Annotated in this window: 18 protein-coding genes; all 18 read right to left on the reverse strand. The window is 66.6% G+C overall.

Features of this window, described 5'->3' with window-relative positions; translation table 11 throughout:
* Nucleotides 1–54: 54 nt before the first annotated feature.
* Nucleotides 55–633: a hypothetical protein gene (locus tag NQ036_RS05880; protein WP_257057663.1), complete on the reverse strand. Its 579-nt coding sequence runs from the start codon at nt 631–633 to the stop codon at nt 55–57.
* 5 nt (nt 634–638) lie between these two features.
* The gene (gene trmD / locus NQ036_RS05885) at nt 639–1,490 is read right to left on the reverse strand and encodes a tRNA (guanosine(37)-N1)-methyltransferase TrmD (protein ID WP_257047402.1); all 852 of its coding nucleotides are present in this window, start codon (nt 1,488–1,490) and stop codon (nt 639–641) included.
* Between the two features lie 3 nt (nt 1,491–1,493).
* Entirely contained in the window at nt 1,494–2,018 is a 525-nt protein-coding gene (gene rimM / locus NQ036_RS05890; protein WP_257047401.1) for a ribosome maturation factor RimM, read from the reverse strand.
* 157 nt (nt 2,019–2,175) lie between these two features.
* Nucleotides 2,176–2,406: an RNA-binding protein gene (locus NQ036_RS05895; protein WP_257057665.1), complete on the reverse strand. Its 231-nt coding sequence runs from the start codon at nt 2,404–2,406 to the stop codon at nt 2,176–2,178.
* 2 nt (nt 2,407–2,408) lie between these two features.
* Entirely contained in the window at nt 2,409–2,828 is a 420-nt protein-coding gene (rpsP, locus tag NQ036_RS05900; RefSeq protein ID WP_257047397.1) for a 30S ribosomal protein S16, read from the reverse strand.
* A gap of 149 nt (nt 2,829–2,977) precedes the next feature.
* Nucleotides 2,978–4,585, reverse strand: coding sequence for a signal recognition particle protein (gene ffh, locus NQ036_RS05905; RefSeq protein ID WP_257047395.1), 1,608 nt, complete (start codon nt 4,583–4,585; stop codon nt 2,978–2,980).
* Nucleotides 4,586–4,755: 170 nt separating this feature from the next.
* Nucleotides 4,756–5,094 carry a P-II family nitrogen regulator gene (locus NQ036_RS05910; RefSeq protein WP_257047393.1) on the reverse strand — a complete coding sequence of 113 codons (339 nt, stop codon included), beginning with the start codon at nt 5,092–5,094 and terminating at the stop codon, nt 4,756–4,758.
* A gap of 45 nt (nt 5,095–5,139) precedes the next feature.
* Nucleotides 5,140–6,474 carry an ammonium transporter gene (locus tag NQ036_RS05915; RefSeq protein ID WP_257047391.1) on the reverse strand — a complete coding sequence of 445 codons (1,335 nt, stop codon included), beginning with the start codon at nt 6,472–6,474 and terminating at the stop codon, nt 5,140–5,142.
* 170 nt (nt 6,475–6,644) lie between these two features.
* A complete protein-coding gene (gene ftsY / locus NQ036_RS05920) occupies nt 6,645–7,799 on the reverse strand; it encodes a signal recognition particle-docking protein FtsY (protein ID WP_257057667.1) in 1,155 nt (384 codons plus the stop codon).
* 66 nt (nt 7,800–7,865) lie between these two features.
* Complete coding sequence (locus NQ036_RS05925) at nt 7,866–8,306, reverse strand: hypothetical protein (protein WP_257047388.1); 441 nt, start codon at nt 8,304–8,306, stop codon at nt 7,866–7,868.
* Between the two features lie 172 nt (nt 8,307–8,478).
* The gene (smc, locus tag NQ036_RS05930) at nt 8,479–12,177 is read right to left on the reverse strand and encodes a chromosome segregation protein SMC (protein ID WP_257057668.1); all 3,699 of its coding nucleotides are present in this window, start codon (nt 12,175–12,177) and stop codon (nt 8,479–8,481) included.
* 7 nt (nt 12,178–12,184) lie between these two features.
* The gene (locus NQ036_RS05935) at nt 12,185–12,820 is read right to left on the reverse strand and encodes an isochorismatase family protein (protein ID WP_257047386.1); all 636 of its coding nucleotides are present in this window, start codon (nt 12,818–12,820) and stop codon (nt 12,185–12,187) included.
* Nucleotides 12,821–13,319: 499 nt separating this feature from the next.
* On the reverse strand, nt 13,320–14,231 hold the full coding sequence (gene mutM / locus NQ036_RS05945; protein ID WP_257047384.1) for a bifunctional DNA-formamidopyrimidine glycosylase/DNA-(apurinic or apyrimidinic site) lyase: 912 nt from the start codon (nt 14,229–14,231) through the stop codon (nt 13,320–13,322).
* Between the two features lie 36 nt (nt 14,232–14,267).
* Nucleotides 14,268–14,972: a ribonuclease III gene (gene rnc, locus NQ036_RS05950; RefSeq protein ID WP_257047383.1), complete on the reverse strand. Its 705-nt coding sequence runs from the start codon at nt 14,970–14,972 to the stop codon at nt 14,268–14,270.
* A gap of 21 nt (nt 14,973–14,993) precedes the next feature.
* Nucleotides 14,994–15,197, reverse strand: coding sequence for a 50S ribosomal protein L32 (gene rpmF / locus NQ036_RS05955; RefSeq protein ID WP_257047381.1), 204 nt, complete (start codon nt 15,195–15,197; stop codon nt 14,994–14,996).
* A 2-nt stretch (nt 15,198–15,199) separates the two neighbouring features.
* On the reverse strand, nt 15,200–15,718 hold the full coding sequence (locus tag NQ036_RS05960) for a DUF177 domain-containing protein (RefSeq protein ID WP_257047380.1): 519 nt from the start codon (nt 15,716–15,718) through the stop codon (nt 15,200–15,202).
* 177 nt (nt 15,719–15,895) lie between these two features.
* Nucleotides 15,896–16,132, reverse strand: coding sequence for a hypothetical protein (locus tag NQ036_RS05965; RefSeq protein WP_257047379.1), 237 nt, complete (start codon nt 16,130–16,132; stop codon nt 15,896–15,898).
* 49 nt (nt 16,133–16,181) lie between these two features.
* Entirely contained in the window at nt 16,182–17,366 is a 1,185-nt protein-coding gene (locus NQ036_RS05970; protein WP_257057670.1) for an MFS transporter, read from the reverse strand.
* Nucleotides 17,367–17,368: the final 2 nt, after the last annotated feature.

Consider the following 17,368-nt stretch of genomic DNA (forward strand, 5'->3'; position numbering starts at 1 on the left):
TGGTGTAGGAACAAGCCGCCTTGCAGTTCACGATACCAACCCCGCAGGACCGTGTCAGTCACGGATCCACTCATGAGGGTTCAGCAACGGTTCCGCAAGCAGGGCCGCTGCCAGCCCGTCATTACAGCCGACGACGGTGACGCAGGTGTCCGCGGTTGAGGCCAGGAACCAGGAATGGTCCCTGGCCCACAGATAACTCAGTTCGGTGAAGTGGACATCGCCCCAGCGCCGCCGAACCGCTGCGAAGGTGCAGTCCGCGAGCTCTCCGGACAACAGAACATAGTTCAGTCTGCCTTGGTACCAGGTGTTTTCCGGCTCTAGGAAGCCGCTGGACCGCCCCCGGTCCTTTTCATCGAAATACCCCGCATACAAAGCGAAATCGCAGATGGCGTCGGGACCCGCATAGTCCAGTAGGACATGATCGAGCACCGCAGCCTGTTCATCTGATAGGTCTTCGTCAACCGCAGGTTCGACGTTCGGGGACTGGATTGGGAACCGATCGTCCTCGACGAAGGTGGTGCCGGGATGCAGCAGCACAATCCACCGCGCGAACCGGTCGTCTGGGATCGAATCCGTCGACTCGACCCAGCCAGTGAACCAGTGGACTTGTGCATCGGGAACCCGAGTGATCATCCCAGTCAGTCAATGCCAGAGGATTGCCCGGGCAGCCCGGCTTCAACGGCCTCGGGCGCGTCCTGCTCGAGCAATTCCACCCGCAGTTCCTCGAGGAACTTCCGGTCCTTCTTGTCCAGGTTCGCAGGGTCCAGGAACTCCAGCAGGTCGGGGCGGGTGCGGGCCGTGCGCTCCAGGCTGCGCTCGCGCCGCCACCGGGCGATCGCACCGTGGTTGCCGCCCAACAGGATCTCCGGCACCTGCCGCTCCCGCCAGGTGTTCGGCTTGGTGTAGACGGGGTACTCCAACAGCCCGTCTTCGTGGCTCTCCTCTTCCAAGGACTCCGGATTGCCGATCACACCTGGGATCAGCCGGGCCACGGCCTCGATGATGACCATCGCGGCGACCTCTCCCCCGTTGAGCACATAGTCGCCCAGGGACACGAAGCGCACGTCGAAGCCCTCATGGGCCCAGTCGATCACCCTCTGGTCGATTCCCTCGTAACGCCCACAGGCGAACACCAGATGGTCCCGGCCGGCCAGTTCGTGCGCCTGCGCCTGAGTGAACCGCACGCCGGCGGGGCTGGGCACCAGCAGTACCGGCCGTTCGGCGCCCTCCCCTGCCGATTCCCCCTCCGGCCCACCGAGGGGAGCCGCCAGCATGGTGTCCAGCGCCTCACCCCAGGGTTCGGGCTTCATCACCATGCCGGCTCCCCCGCCGTAGGGGGTGTCGTCGACGGTGCGGTGCCGATCATGGGTGAAGTCCCGCAGATCGTGGACCTGCAGGGCCAGTTGTCCGTCCTCGATGGCGCGGCCGATCAGGGAGAGCTTCAGCGGTTCCAGATAGTCGGGGAAGATCGAGAAGACGTCGATGCGCACGGTTCAGTCCTCCGCCTGGCCCAGGTCCAGCAGCCCCACCGGTGGGTCGATCTCCACCCGCCCGGCCTCCGGGTCCACCACCGGCACGATCTGTTCGACGAAGGGCACCAGGGACTCGGTCCCGCCGGCCAGGCGCACGTGCAGCAGGTCCTGTACCGCACCTGGGGTGACCTCCACGACCTCGCCCACCGGCTGTGCGTCCGGTCCGGCATCCACCAGGTAGACCTGGGCGCCCACCAGGTCCTCGATGTACCAGGCATCGTCCTCGACGACGTCGTCATCGTCGACGATCAGCATGGTATTGCGCAGCTCCTCCGCGCGGTTGCGGTCCGCCACCTCGGCAAAGGACAGCAGCAGCCGGTTCTGATGCCAGCGCGCCCGGGTCAGCGTCAGGGTTCCCACGTCGGGGTCGGTGCCGAACTGTGCATCGGGAACGAACCGGGAATCGGGGTCGTCGGTGCGGACCTCGACGGTGACCTCTCCACGGATTCCGTGGGGCTTGCCCATCCGGGCGACGACCTGGCTCATGTGTTCTGCCTCTGTTCGGTGTTGGGGACGGCGGTATAAGAAGGAATGCTCTGCCACGATTTTATCGGCTGCACGGGCAATGCCAACGGCCGGTAGACAGCAAACCGCCGCCCCGGGTGAACCCGGGACGGCGGATCGAACTGCTATGACTGAAAGCTCAGGACTCGATGAGGTCGACCCGGATGTTGTCCGGGGCGGCCAGGGCGTTGATCACGGTGCGCAGCGCCTTGGCTGTGCGACCGGACCGGCCGATCACGCGGCCCAGGTCATCCGGGTGGACTCGGACTTCCAGAGTCGTGCCACGGTGCCCATGGCGTTCCTTGATGCTGACATCATCGGGATAGTCCACGATTCCGCGGACCAAGTGCTCCAAAGCCTTGTCGAGCATGCTCAGGCCTCAGCGGTCTCTTCTGCGGCGGCTTCCTGCGCGGGAGCCTCAGCAGCGTCGTCGCCACCCTTGGGGGTGATCGCTTCCTTGATGACCGACTTGCCCTCCGGGGCCACGTAGGCGGCCTTTTCCGGCTGCGCCTTCACGCGGCTGGTGGTGTCCTTGTAGCCCTTGAACTTGGCCCAGTCACCGGTCAGCTTCAGCAGCTTCTTGACCTGCTCGGTGGGCTGTGCACCGACGCCCAGCCAGTACTGCGCGCGCTCCGAATCGATCTCGATGACCGAAGGGTTGTGCGTGGGCTGGTAGATGCCGATCTGCTCGATCGCACGGCCATCACGGCGGGTGTGCGAATCGGCGACGACAACGCGGTAGAAGGGTGCACGGATCTTGCCGATGCGGGTCAGGCGAATCTTGACTGCCACTTTAGTGGTGTCTCCTTTTATCAATAGGGTGGGCGCACACCCCGTCCCGTGGGGTTGGGAGGTGTAGTTCGTCCGTGTTCTTGAGTGAAGCCCAGGTTGAGAGGGTCCCGACAGCACTCGAGTACAAGTGTTTATTATGCCAGAAGCACTTACTTCTTGCCAGTCCCGAAGCCGCCGAAGCCCTTGGGCAACTTGCTCAGGTCGAACTCCTCTTCGCCACCCATATCGATGCCGCCGAAGGCCGAGCCGACGGGGTCGGGCGTCTTGCCCTCGCGGCGCAACTGTGCCTGGCGCGCTTCCTCCGCCCGCTTGGCCGGATTGCCGGACTTGCCGCCCTTCTTCTTATTGCCCTTCTTCTTCGAGCTCTTCTTCGTGCCACCACCGCCGGTGGGCATCCCCGGCATTGCGGGCATCCCGGGCATTCCGCCGCCCATTCCGGGCATCCCCCGGCCGCCCTTCTTGCCCATCTGGCGCATCATCTTCTGTGCCTGGGAGAAACGGTCCATCAGCTGGTTGACCGCGGTCACGGTCGTGCCGGAGCCCTTGGCGATGCGGGTGCGCCGCGATCCGTTGAGGATGCGCGGATTGCTCCGCTCCTGCGGTGTCATGGAGCGCACGATCGCCTCGATGCGGTCGATCTCACGTTCATCGAAGGCGTCAAGCTGCTCGCGGAACTGGTTCATCCCGGGCATCATGCCCAGCATCTTCTTCAGCGAGCCCATCTTCTTCAGGGCCGACATCTGGGTCAGGAAGTCGTTGAGGTCGAAGTCCTCGCCCTTTTCGACCTTCTTGGCGAGCTTCTCCGCTTCCTTCTCGTCGAAGGTCTTCTCGGCCTGCTCGATCAGGGTGAGGATATCGCCCATATCGAGGATCCGGTCGGCCATCCGGTCCGGGTGGAACTGCTCGAAGTCCGTCATGCCCTCACCCGTGGAGGCGAACATGATCGGCTTGCCGGTCACCTCGGCCACGGACAGTGCCGCACCGCCGCGGGAATCGCCGTCGAGCTTCGAGAGGACCACGCCGGTGAAGTCCACGCCCTCGTTGAAGGCCTGGGCGGTGGCCACCGCATCCTGGCCGATCATCGCGTCGATGACGAACAGGACCTCGTCGGGGTTGACGGCGGCGCGGATGTCCGCGGCCTGCTGCATGAGTTCCTCATCGATGCCCAAGCGGCCGGCGGTGTCGACGACGACCACATCGTAGAGCTTGGACTTCGCGACCTCGATGGAGTCCTTGGCGACCTGCACCGGATCGCCCACGCCGTTACCCGGTTCGGGCGCGTAGACGAAGGCGCCTGCGCGTTCGCCCACGACCTGCAGCTGATTGACCGCGTTGGGCCGCTGCAGGTCGGCCGCCACCAGCATGGGGCGGTGGCCGTCGGATTTGAGCCAGTGGGCCAGCTTGCCCGCCAGGGTGGTCTTACCCGCACCCTGCAGGCCGGCCAGCATGATGACCGTGGGCGGGCGCTTGGCGAACTGGATCCGCCTGGTCTGCCCACCGAGGATCCCGATGAGTTCGTCGTTGACGATCTTGACGACCTGCTGGCCGGGATTGAGCGCCTTGGAGACCTCTTCACTCAGCGCGCGTTCACGGACCCGCCCCGTGAAGGCGCGGACCACGGCCAGGGCGACGTCCGCGTCGAGCAGGGCACGGCGGATCTCGCGGATGGTGGCGTCAACGTCGGCTTCCGACAGCCGGCCCTTGCCGCGCAGGTTCCTGAAGGTCGCCGACAACCTATCGGACAGAGAGTCAAACAACGGAAGTCCTTTGCCTAAGCGAATGCATACGGTGAACAAGGATACCAACCCGGCACGCATCCGGCCCGCAGGTATCGGAACCTGCGGGCCGGGGTGTGCTGTGACGGCTGGTAGGAAACGTCACAGTTCGGGGGTGGCCGTCCGGGCCCCTACCGGCCCGGTCGCATGTCTCAGAGGGCGGCCAGACCCTCTGAGCGGTCGGAGACGCGAATCACGGATTCCACCGCGGTGACCCAGACCTTGCCGTCGCCGGCAGTACCCTGGCTGGTCACGTCGAGGATCGCGGTGACCACCCGGGAGACGTTCTCGTCGACGACCAGGATCTCCAGTTTGAGCTTGGGCACCAGGTTCGTGGTGAAGGTCGCACCCCGGTAGACCTGCTTCTCGCCCTTCTGCCGGCCGAAGCCGGAGGCCTCCGAGATCGTCAACCCCTGTACGCCGGCGGCTTCGAGCGCCTGCCTGACATCGCCCAGTTTCTCCGGGCGGATGACCGCTGTTACCAGTTTCATTCTCTATTCCGTCCTTGTCTGTTCTGCGTCAGTTGCGCGCCTGCGCTACTTGTCCGCCTGGGCAACGCGCTGGGCCTCGTATTCGGCGAAGGTCTGGCTGACGACCGCGGCGCGCGGCAGCCCGCCGCCGATAGCGGCACCCGTGCCGACTCCGCCGAACTCGTAGGCGGTCTCCGCGTGTTCGTGCAGATCAATGCCCTCGACCTCGGCCTTCTCGCTGACCCGCAGGCCGATGGTCTTCTTGATGACCCAGGCGATGATGAGGGTCATGACCGCGGTGAAGACGATGGAGAACACCGCCGCCATCACCTGGGCGATCAACTGGGCGATGCCGCCGCCGTAGAACAGGCCGCCGGCGGTGACGTCATCGGCGGGCAGGGCGAAGAAGCCAAGGGCCACGGTGCCGATGATGCCGGAGACCAGGTGGACGCCCACGACGTCCAGGGAGTCGTCGTAGCCCAGCTTGAACTTCAGGCCCACGGCGTAGGCGGAGCCCACACCGGCCAGGATGCCGATGATGATCGCGCCGATGACCGAGACATTCGCACAGGCGGGGGTGATGGCGACCAGGCCGGCGACCACGCCGGAGGCCGCGCCCAGGCTGGTGGGTTTGCCGTCGCGGAACCATTCGACCAGGATCCAGGCGACCATCGCCATCGCCGGGCAGACCAGGGTGTTGACCCAGATCAGACCGGCCTCGGTGGAATCGGTTGCGGCACCGCCGTTGAAACCGAACCAGCCGAACCACAGCAGCGAGGCGCCCAGCAGGACCATGGACAGGTTGTGGGGGCGCTGGCTTGAGTCCTTGCCGAAGCCAACGCGCTTGCCGACCAGCAGTGCCAGGATCAGGGCGGCGACGCCGGCGTTGATGTGGACCACGGTGCCACCGGCGTAGTCGATCACGGTGCCGAAGGTGGATCCGAACCAGCCTTCGTCGGACAGCAGGCCGCCACCCCAGACCATGAACGCCAGGGGGCAGTAGACCAGGGTGACCCAGACGGGGACGAAGACGACCCAGGCGGCGAACTTGAACCGGTCCGCCACAGCACCGGCGATCAGGGCGACGGTGATGATCGCGAAGGTGGCACCGAAGCCCACCGAGATCATGCTGCTTTCCTTATCGTCGAGCAGAGTGCTCAGGCCGAAGAAGTCGAACGGATTGCCGACGACCTGACCCCAGGAGGAGCCGGCCGATTCCGAATACCCCCACAGGACCCAGACGACCGCGGTGATGCCGATGGCCAGGAAGACCATCATCATCATGTTCAGGGAGGCCTTGGCACGTGTCATGCCGCTGTAGAAGAATGCCACACCGGGGGTCATGAGGAGCACCAGGGCTCCACAGACCATCACCCAGGCGTCGACTGCCGTAAGTTCCATTTTTCCTACCAGCTGTTCTATCGGTGCACGCCCGGGTCGTGTTCGCCCGGAGCGCCTAACAGTGATAAGTCTGGAAAAGCGGTGTTTCAGATCACTCGTGTATCAGTTTCGGCGATGTAACGGAATCCACCGATTTGTTACGCCGGCGTTTCCGCCTGCTCAGTCTCTGCTCAGTCCTCCAGCAGAGCGTCCACGAACCCCTCGGCGGTGAACGGGGCCAGATCGTCGGCGCCCTCGCCCAGGCCGATCAGCTTGACCGGGACCCCCAGTTCCCGCTGCACTGCCACGACGATTCCGCCCTTGGCGGTTCCGTCGAGCTTGGTCAGCACGATGCCGGTGATGTCCACGGCCTCGGCGAACACGCGGGCCTGCTGCATGCCGTTCTGGCCGGTCGTCGCATCGAGGACCAGGAGCACCTCGTCGATCGTATGGCCTTCGGCCAGGGGCTTGGTCGCGGTGCGCTTGACCTTGCCCAGCTCGTCCATCAGGCCCTTCTTGTTCTGCAGCCGGCCGGCGGTGTCGACCAGGACCACATCGGCGGCCTCGGCCACCCCGCGCTCCACGGCCGTATAGGCCACCGATGCAGGGTCGGCGCCCTCGGCACCGCGCACGGTGTCCACCCCCACCCGTTCGCCCCAGGTGGTCAGCTGTTCGGCCGCTGCCGCGCGGAAGGTGTCCGCCGCGCCCAACAGCACGCTCTTGTCCTCGGCGACCAGGACGCGGGCCAGTTTGCCCACGGTGGTCGTCTTACCGGCGCCGTTGACGCCGACGACCAGGACCACGGCCGGCTGACCGTCGGTTCGCTCGGTCGCCAGATTCCTGTTCATCGTCGGGTCGACCAGGTTGATCAGTTCCTCGCGCAGCAGGGTGCGGACATGTGCGGGTTCACGGGTGCCCAGCACCCGCACGCGTTCGCGCAGCCGGTCGACGAGCTCCGTGGTCGGGTCGACGCCCAGGTCGGCCATGATGAGGGTGTCCTCGATGTCCTCCCACGTCGATTCGTCGAGGTGGTCGCTCGACAGCAGGGCCAGCAGGCCGTGGCCCAGGGCGTTGTTCGACTTAGCCAGACGCGCGCGCAGCTTGGCCAGGCGGGTACCGGGCTCGGTGGGCACGTCGACCGGTGGGCCCTCGACGACGGCCGAGGTGCCGGCCGGTTCCGCGATATCGGTCGCCTCGCCGCCGGGGACGGTGGCAACCGACACGGTCTCCCGACCCGTATTCTCATGGCGGTGGCGGCGCCGCGGTGCCAGCAGCACGAAGCCCAGGAGGACGAGCACCACCACGATCGCGATGATGCCGATGGTGATGAGGAGCTGTGTATCCACGGGTGTTCCCTTCGAAACGAGTGGGTGAACCTGCCGGTGCCCGGCGGCACGCGGTGGAACCGTCGGCTACCGGAACAGCAGGTTGAGGGTGGTGCGCAGACCGGTACCGCCCTTGGGGACCTTCCAGTGCCGGGTGCGCGGGCGCAGCGTCGCCAGGGGCGGGGCCGCATGACGGCGCGGCTGCGGATAGAGGATATATGAGTGATGGGCCAGGTCACCCGCCGCCGCCTGTTCCCTGGTCGCCAGGTGGCTGGTGGCGTCGTCGGTCCCGAAGTAACCGTAGGCCTCGTCGTCATAGCCGGTCCATTCGCGTGGCAGCCGGAAATGTGGGGAGGCCGAGTCGGAGGGCTGGAGCCGGCCCTCCCGGCGCAGGGCCGGAACGGCGACCAGGAGCACAACGGCGATGCCGATGCCCACACAGACGACCAGGCCGATCAACATGACCAGCACCCCGCCCACTCCCAGGACCGCCGGACCGTCTTCGGCCAGGGCTGCGGTGACGACCACTGAGGCTCCTTCCCGGGCGGCCCGAACCAGACTGCCGGGGTCGCTTTGGCTAATGCACAACGCGAATCATTCTAACCGGATGATCTTGTCAGATCCGGCGTATTCGTGTAGACGTCGGCAACATTCCGATAACGTATCCGATGTCACCCTCCCTGAACTGGGCCGTTGCTTATCACACCGACTGTGACTTCGATCGCTGCTCGTCATCGGCCCGCTTGACCAGGCGCTGCGAGATCACCGTGGAGATGCCATCGGCGCCCATCGTCACGCCGTAGAGCGCGTCGGCGATCTCCATCGTGCGGTTCTGGTGGGTGATGACGATGAGCTGACTGGACTCCTGGAGTTCTTCGAACACCGTGAGCAGGCGTTGCAGGTTCACATCGTCCAGCGCCGCCTCGACCTCGTCCATCACGTAGAAGGGGCTGGGGCGGGCCTTGAAGATGGCCACCAGCAGCGCAATGGCCACCAGCGAGCGCTCTCCGCCGGAGAGCAACGACAGGCGTTTGACCCGCTTGCCGGCGGGCCGGGCGTGGACCTCCACGCCACAGGCCAGCAGGTCTTCCGGGTCCGTCAGCGTCAGCGATCCCTCGCCGCCGGGGAACAGCCTGGCGAAGATCCGCTCGAATTCCCTGGCGGTGTCCGCGAAGGCCGCGGCGAAGGCCTCTTTGACGTGCTCGTCGACCTGTTCGACCAATTTGAGCAGTTCCGCCCTGGTCGATTCGATGTCGCCCAGTTGGGATTCCAGGAAGTCGTGGCGTTCCTTCAGCGCCGCGTACTCTTCCAGGGCCAGCGGGTTGACCTCCCCGATCGCCTTGAGTTCCCGCTGCGCGGCCTTGCGGCTCTTCTCGACCTCGGCGCGCACGAAGGGCTGCTCGGTCGATTCGCCGACCGGGACTGGCAGGTGCGGTCCGAACCTCTCGACCAGGTGTTCGACGCTTAAGCCCGTTTCCTCTTGGACCCGAGCGCTCAGTTCGGCCAGTTCGGCCTCGTAGCGTTCGCGCACCAGCCGGGCCTCGGCCTCCTCCTGGGTCTGTTTGGCCAGGCGCTCGGCCGCTGACTGCCGGGTGGTGCGCAGCTCTTCGAGATCCTCGCCCAGCGCACTGCGGGACTGCTTGGCCCGGTCCAGATCCGTTTCCGCCTTCGCCTGCGCGGCCGCCAACAGATCGCGCAGGCCCGTGGCAGCTGTGACGATCCGACCTGCGCGCTCACGGGAGACGCGAGCGCGTTCGGCGTCTTCTGCCACCTGTTGCGCGGCGGCCCTGGCGTCCTCGGCCCGCCGTTGCAGGGCTGCGACGCGATCGCCCAGGAACTTCGCGCGGTCTCCGGCAGTGCGCACCGCGATGCGCGCCTCCATCAGCTGTTCGCCCAGGTGCGCGATGCCCGCGGAGAGCTCGTCGCGGACGGCGCTCAGCCGCTCCTCCTCCGTTTCCCCGGCGGCCGATTCCGGACCCGCATCGGAGTCCTCCGCAGCCCGATCCGCCTCCCGCTGTGCCTGCTGCGCGTCCAGTTCTTCCAGGGTCCGCTGGGCGTCCTCCAGATCCTGCTGGGCCCGAGTGCGCCGCTGGGTCAGGGTGGAGTGGCGTTCGTCGAGTTCCGCTCGGCGGGAGTCGAGTCGGCTTGCCGCGGTAGTGGCCGCCGCCAACTCCTGGGCGGCCGAGGCCCGTCTGACCTCCGCTGCGTGCTCGGCCTGCTGCGCCGTGCGGTGGGCGGCCTCGCGGTCGGCCACGACCGCTGAGAATTCCTCACGGCGAGCGCCCAATTGGTCCAGGGCCCTGCGTTTGCGCTCGAGATCGGCCTTGGTCCGTTCGAGTTCGCCCGCCGCGGCCAGGCGCGCGCCCTCGGCATCGACGCCCCGGGAGACGGCCGTGGCGGAGTACAGTTCCCCGTCCAGGGTCGCGTAGCGCATGTCCCGTTCGGCAGCCTGTTCCAGGTCCGCTTCCACGGCTCCCCCGGCCAGCAGCTCCAGAGCGGTCTGCGCATCGGCGACGACCTGCACGTCGGCCAGCAGGGTCTCCAGCAGGCGGCCGACGGCGGGATCCGAGCATGTCACCAGATCCAGGGCCGGGACGGGCCCCGGCCGGGCCGAGGTGGGGGCGGGCACTGTGCTGTCCGTTGGCTCTGCGGATTCGGCAGGCTCTGCCGGCCCTGTGGACTCCGCAGGGCCGCCGGGGCCGGCGATCAACACCTCGATCGCGGTGCCCGCGTCCAGAGCTTCGAGCAGACCTGCCGCCGTCTCCAGGTCGGCTGCGAGCACCGCCTGAGCTCCGGAGCCCAGCGCTGCGGTCACCGCCCGTTCGGCCCCGGGGGCGATCCGCAGCAGATCCCCCAGTGCGCGGTCCACGCCGGGCACGTTGAGCGCCAGCACATCGGCCAGGTGCGCAGGTGTCCTGGCGCCCTCCTGCAGGGCCTGGGCCCTGGCTCCGGCCGCTGCCAGCAGACGCCCGGCCGATTGCACGCGGGTGTCCAGTTCGGCCAGGTCCCGCCGCGCCGTGGCCAGATCCTCGGCGGTCTGTTCTGCGGCCTCACTCAGACCGGTCCCGGAATCGTTCAGATCCGCGACCCTGGCGCGGACCCGGTCGGCAAGTTCCTTGGCCCGGCGGTGTTCGTCGGCCAGGTTCGCAGCCTGGGCATCCAGGTCCGCGAGGTCCGCGGCGGTTCGCTCAAGTTCGTTCTGTGCGGATTCGATGGTGTTCTCGGCCCTGGCCCGGCGTTCGACCAGCTGTGACTGGGCTGCCCGCAGTTCGCCCAGTCGGGCCTCGGTATCCGTCAGCCTGGCCTGGGCCGCGTCCTTCTGCGCCGTAAGTTCGTCTACCTGGGCCTGGCGCTTCTGACTCAGCTTGACCGCCTCGGCCTGTTCTGCCGCATAGCGTTTGGCCTTCGCCAGAGTGGCCTCCGGGGTCTCGCCCTGCTCCGGTGCCACCGGGGCGCGATCGAAGAAGCTAATCCGGTCCTCGGCCCGTTGGGCCAGCGCACGCGCCCGGGCGGCCGCACCGTCGAGGTCGCGCACCAGCGCGGTCAGGTCCTCGGCCCTGGTCTCGAGTTTCGCCAGGTCCGCGGTGCCGGCTGAGATTCGGCGGTCGAGTTCGGCCAGTTCGAGTTGCAGTTCCTCTTTCGCCTTCGCCGCGACCTGCGGTGAGGTCCCGGCTTCCAGCTTGGCGCTGAGCCTGACCACGTCGTCGGCGGCCAGCCGGGCCTCGGCGTCGCGCAGCACCGCTTGCACGCCCTGGGCGCGTTTGGCCGCCTGCGCCTGCCGGCCCAGGGGTTCGAGCTGATCGGACAGTTCGGCGCGCAGGTCGTTCACCCGGTCGAGGTTCGCCTGCAGGCCGGTGAGTTTGCGCAGGGCCTTGTCCTTGCGGCGGCGGTGTTTGAGGACGCCGGCCGCCTCTTCGATGAAGCCGCGCCGGTCAAAGGGGTCGGCGTGGAGGATCTCGTCGAGCCGCCCCTGGCCCACGATGACGTGCATCTCCTTGCCCAGGCCGGAGTCGTTGAGCAGTTCCTGGATGTCGAGCAGGCGCGCGGGGCTGCCGTTGATCGAGTACTCGCTGCCGCCGGAGCGGAACAGGGTGCGGGTGATGGTGACTTCCGTGTAGTCGATCGGGATGGCGCCGTCGGTGTTGTCGATCGTCAGCGACACCTCGGCGCGGCCCAGCGGTTGGCGTTTGCCGGTGCCGGCGAAGATGACGTCCTCCATCTTCGAACCGCGCAGGTTCTTCGCGCCCTGTTCGCCCATCACCCAGGCCAGGGCGTCGACGACATTCGATTTGCCCGACCCGTTGGGGCCCACCACGCAGGTGATTCCGGGTTCGAGTTCCATCCGGGTGGCCGAGGCGAAGCTCTTGAACCCGCGCAGGGTCAACGTCTTGAGAAACATGGTGGGTTCAGTTTATCGGTTGGCCCTCGCTCAGCAGGGCTCCGGCGGTGCGCATCTCCTCCAGTGCCGCCGCCGAGGTCTCCGGTGCCACCCCGGCGATCAGGCCGGTGAGCAGCCGCACGCTGAACCCCGCGGCGAGGGCGTCGAGCACGCTGGCCCGCACGCAATGGTCCGTGGCGATCCCAACCACGTCAACGGCCTCGACCCCGGCCTCGTGCAGCACGGCGGTCAGGCCCCGGCCGTCGGCCGTCCGACCTTCGAAGGCGGAGTAGGCGGGCACGCCCATGCCCTTGAGCACGTGCACGTCGATGGCCGCCGTGGCCAGGGCCGGATGGTAGTCCGCGCCCGAGGTCCCCTGCACACAGTGCACGGGCCAGGTCGTGGAGAAGTCGGGGGCCTCGTCCGGCGCTGCGAAGTGCCCGCCGTTGTCGTTGCCGGCTTCGTGCCAGTCGCGCGAGGCCGCGATCAGGGCATAGGGCGCCTGGGCTGAATTGCCAGTGGTAAAGTCCCGGGGTCGGTGCGCGGCCAACAACGCCGCCACGTCCTGGGCCACGGCGGAACCTCCGGCGACACCCAGGGCGCCGCCCTCGCAGAAGTCGTTCTGCACATCGACGATCAACAGTGCTCTGCTCGTGTGGCTCATGGGTACAAGCCTATTGCGCGCGGGGCCAGCCGACCAGGGTCGCGATCATTAAAAAAGATAGCAAAAGACCACTATGCTGGCAGCGAAGATCCCACCTGGATTTTATGAATAGGTTCAGACATGCGCATATTATACTTAGCAATTGGACTACTGCTTGTGATCATTGGAATCGCGCTATCAGTTCTTGGATACTTTCTGAACTCCAACATGAGCACATCCGGAGCGAATATCGGAGCCGGCATACTCGTGCTGGCTGGAATATCCGTAACGACGATCGGCACGATTCTGATACTGAGCTGGGCGGTATTGCAGGTGATTTCCTTGAAAAAGGCGCGACGGACTGGTCCCGATGAGGTATAGCCTCTTTCGTTCCGATGGCGAGACCAGTCAGGTGTCAGTAATGGTGACGGGCCTACAGGATCACGAGATCCTCGTCGGCGACTAAATAAACGAGCCGGCGCTCATCGGTGATCCGTCGTGACCGCCTTTGTCCAGGGCCCTAGCGCTGCGGGCGCTGGCAGGTAGGACAGAAGTGGGTGCTGCGCCCACCCACTACGATTCGCTTGAGCGGGGTCCCGCACCGGGCGCACGGCTGGCCCTCGCGCCCATAGGCCTGCAGGGACCTGGCGAAGTAGCCGGATTCCCCATTGACGTTGACGTACAGATCGTCGAAGCTGGTGCCGCCGACCTCCAGCGCCCGGGCCATCACCTCGCGCGCGGCCTCGACCACGCGCACGACCCGGGAGATCCGCAGCCTATCGGCCAGGGCCAACGGATGGACTGATGCGGCGAACAGGGCCTCGTCGGCGTAGATATTGCCGATTCCGCTGAGCACCGATTGGTCCAGCAGAGCCGTTTTGATCGCCGTGTGCTTGCGTGCCAGGACCCGGGCCACGGCCTGCGGCTCGAACCCCGGTTCGAAGGGGTCGGGGGCGATGCGGGAGGCACTGAGCGCAACGGGCCGCGGCCGGCCCGCCGATGCGCCCCAGTTGGCCATTCCCGGCACGATCGGTTCAACGCCCAGATGGCCGAAGATCCGCTGGTCGATGAACCGCAGTTCGACATCACCGTTGCCGGGCGCGTGCAGGTCCATGATCGCCCTGGTGTGTTTGTGCACGGGGTCACCGGGCTGGTGGATGCGGAACTGCCCGCTCATCCCCAGGTGCACGGCCAGGGCCCGGTCTCCATCCAGCAGCGGCAGCCACATGAACTTGCCGCGGCGCTGCGCTCCGGTGAGCGTGGCCTCGGCCAGGTCAGCGGCGAACAGGATTCCCGCGCCGGCGGGGATGTCCCTGCGGGAGGTGGTGCCGAGGATCCGCTCGTCGAGCACGCGCACGCGCTGCACATGGGCGCCGGCCACCCAGCCGGCCAGGCCACGGCGGACGGATTCTACTTCGGGGAGTTCGGGCATGTCTCGGAGGTGTCGGGGGCAGGGCCGTGCGCCGGCTCAGCGATCCCAGCTCGGATGCAGGCGGACGATCTCCTTAACCGCGATTTCAGCGGCGACCAGTTCCGCGGCCTTCTTCGAGGTCCCCTCTCCGGAGCCCCAGGAGCGTTCACCGGTGAAAGCGGTGGCGGTGTAGACCCTGGCATGATCGGGCCCGCGGCCCTCCAAGGTGTAGGTGACCGACCCCAGTTCCAGGTCGGCCGCGGCCTCCTGCAGGGTAGTCTTGTAGTCCATTCCGGAACCGAGCACCACGGCATCGCGGATGCTGTCGTCGATCAGCCGGTGGACCAGGTCGAAAGCGGACTGTCTGCCGCAGGAGACGTAGCAGGCACCGATGATGGCCTCGACGGTGTCGGCCAGGATCGAGTCCTTATCGCGCCCACCGGTCAGGTCCTCGCCCTTGCCCAGGAGCAGGAAATCGCCGATCCCGTGTTCGCGCGCATGCCCGGCCAGGGCACGGGTGTTGACCACAGAGGCGCGTTTCTTGCTCAGTTTGCCCTCAGGCAGGTCCGGATTGCCGAAGAACAGCGATTCGGTGGACACCAACTGCAGCACGGAGTCGCCCAGGAACTCCAGGCGCTCGTTGGTAGGGATGCCGCCGTGTTCGAAGGCGTAGGACCGGTGCGTCAGGGCAAGACGAAGCGTCTCGGCGTCGATATCGACGCCGAGACGCTCGTTGAGTTCAGTCAGAGACTGCTCATGCAATGGAGGTAACCTCTGGATCGCTCAGATGTCGGCGACCTTGCGGCCCTTGTACTCCAGGAACAGGGGGGTTCCAGCGGAGTCTTCGACAACGCGGGCCTGGTGGGGGCGCGAGTACACAACGCGACCGTTCTCCACAGTCTTGACCAGGGTCGGAGCCTGAGCCTTCCACTGCGAACGACGGTGGCGGGTGTTGCTGCGCGACAATTTACGCTTCGGAACAGCCACGTCTAGCTCTCTTTCTCTTCAGACAACAATGTTTCCAGTTTAGACCAGCGCGGATCGGATTCGCCTTCCGGTTCGAAGTCGACTCCGGTGGTGAAGGTGAAATCGCCATCGTCATCCGTCTTCAGCGGCCTAAACGGCAAGCTCATCACCACTGCGTCACGAAGAGCGGGTTCCAGGTCGATCCGGCCGCGTTCCACGGCATAGGATTCCTCGTCTTCCGGGTCACGCTCGTAGACGAAGAGCTCGTTGAGCGGGACGTCGAGGTCCAGCTCCAGTTCTTCGAGCGTCCGGGCATCCTGCCCCTTGGCCACAGCCTTGACGGTGCCGGTGACATAAATGCCCTCGACCACGCTTTCCAGCTGCAGCGCAAGCTGCATGGGGTCCCCGGCCGGAATCCCGATCATTTCGATCCGCAGGTCCTGCGGCGCGGCAACGGTCTTCTCCAGCTTGAGCCATTCCCCCGGCTTGTCCAGCAGGTTCATGCTCCGCAGGTCGAGTTCGAGTTCAGAATGCTTGTTCATCTCTCTTCACTCCCCTCCGTCTTACCTTCGATTTCCGTGCAGCACACGCACTGACACGCAAGCAACAAGTCTATCAACTGGGGGTGTACTGCGCTAGTTCGCCCCAAGCGCAGCACATGTGACCTTGGGTACAGCACCTGTGCAGAGCATGCGGGCGCGCCCAGGACACCACGCACATCACCTGGTGCGGATGAACACCAGGACGCCGTAGGCCGCACTCAGGCCGGCCAGCATGGAGCCCGCGAAGCGCAGCACGCCGGCCACGGTGGGCCAGGCGCCCGGCAGTCCCGCCAACCACAGGGAACCGCCGAGGACCACCAGGCCGATGCCGAAGGCGACGAGCGGCCAGCGCAGTGCACGGGCACGCGTGCGCCGCGCAGGCTGCGGGGACCTCGGTTCCGGAGAAGACTTCACACCCCCAGTCTACGGGTGCGCAAGTGGTACCACCGAAAAGGCATGGCCCTCAGTCCCGCCGGCCCCGCACCGCATTGCTCAGCGTGGCGGCGGCACTGGCCACCAGCAGACCGCCGCTCATCACGAAGATCGCGGCCACGCCCACCGAGGCGCTCAGCGCCGAGGCCGCCAGTGGGAACGCCACCTGGCTCAGCCGGTTGCCGGCCAGGCGCAGCGACATCACGGCACCGCGGTTGGCGGCATCGGCCAGGGAGGACACCAGGGTCATCGTCAGCGGCTGGGTCATCCCGAAGGCGAACCCGCTGAGCACCATCATGAGCGCCAGGGGCCAGACCTGTGGGAACACCGGAATCGCGAACACACACAGGCCAGCCAGCAGACTGGCGGTCCACAGCAGCCGCAACAACCCCACCGTGTGCGTGAGCTGGGTGGTGAACAGCCTGGCCACGATCGTGGCCAGGGTGCGCACCGTGAGCAACAGGGTCACGGCCTCGACCGAGATCCCATGGGTCTGGCCCAGCACCGGCAGGTAGGCGCTCATCAGGTCGATCGCGGCCAGGGTCGACATGGACGCCAGGATCGCCGGCTTCATCCCGTGCAGTCCCAGCAGGGTGATGGGCGAGAGCGCCGCGGCCTTCGCCATCTCGCGGGAGACCCGCGGCATCCGGGGCCTGCACATGATGCCGAACATGCACGGAATCGCCAAGGCCCCGAAGGCGCACATCACCCACATGCCGCGCACCGGGTCGACGTGGGCGCCTGACAGGCCGCCGCCGGCCACCAGGCCCGCGATCGGCATGCCCAGGGTCTGCCCGATGGACACGCCCAGGGTCAGCGAGCCGAACCGGGCGGTCAGATCACCGGCGGGGAAACTCGAGGGGATGACGGCCTGCGAGCCGACGGTCATCAGCAGCTGGCCGGTGCCCAGGCCCACCGCCGCGACGGCCACGCCCGCGATCGACGGGCTCAGGGCCGCGCCGGCCACACTCACGGTGGACAGCACGGTGCCCAACCACAGCACGGGGATGACGAAGCCGCGATCGACCTTGCGCCCGATGTAGATCGCCAGGAACAGCGGCACGATCGAATAGACGCTCGTCAGGATGCCGACGGCCGCGGAGCCACCACCCAGTTCCAGCGCCCGGTAGCTCATCAACACCTTGGTGGCGTTGAAGATCCCGTGCATGAAGATGGTGTGCAGGACCAGGAAGAAGAACCATCCGGGACGGAACACCC

Source organism: Brevibacterium sp. 91QC2O2, from assembly GCF_024580695.1.
GTDB lineage: Bacteria > Actinomycetota > Actinomycetes > Actinomycetales > Brevibacteriaceae > Brevibacterium > Brevibacterium moorei.

Excerpts from the sequence above, each read along its gene's own strand:
- NQ036_RS05880 (WP_257057663.1), bottom strand. The coding sequence starts at position 633 with ATGATCACTCGGGTTCCCGATGCACAAGTCCACTGGTTCACTGGCTGG.
- rimM (WP_257047401.1), bottom strand. The coding sequence starts at position 2,018 with ATGAGCCAGGTCGTCGCCCGGATGGGCAAGCCCCACGGAATCCGTGGA.
- NQ036_RS05895 (WP_257057665.1), bottom strand. The coding sequence starts at position 2,406 with ATGCTCGACAAGGCTTTGGAGCACTTGGTCCGCGGAATCGTGGACTAT.
- NQ036_RS05910 (WP_257047393.1), bottom strand. The coding sequence starts at position 5,094 with ATGAAACTGGTAACAGCGGTCATCCGCCCGGAGAAACTGGGCGATGTC.
- NQ036_RS05915 (WP_257047391.1), bottom strand. The coding sequence starts at position 6,474 with ATGGAACTTACGGCAGTCGACGCCTGGGTGATGGTCTGTGGAGCCCTG.
- smc (WP_257057668.1), bottom strand. The coding sequence starts at position 12,177 with ATGTTTCTCAAGACGTTGACCCTGCGCGGGTTCAAGAGCTTCGCCTCG.
- NQ036_RS05935 (WP_257047386.1), bottom strand. The coding sequence starts at position 12,820 with ATGAGCCACACGAGCAGAGCACTGTTGATCGTCGATGTGCAGAACGAC.
- mutM (WP_257047384.1), bottom strand. The coding sequence starts at position 14,231 with ATGCCCGAACTCCCCGAAGTAGAATCCGTCCGCCGTGGCCTGGCCGGC.
- NQ036_RS05960 (WP_257047380.1), bottom strand. The coding sequence starts at position 15,718 with ATGAACAAGCATTCTGAACTCGAACTCGACCTGCGGAGCATGAACCTG.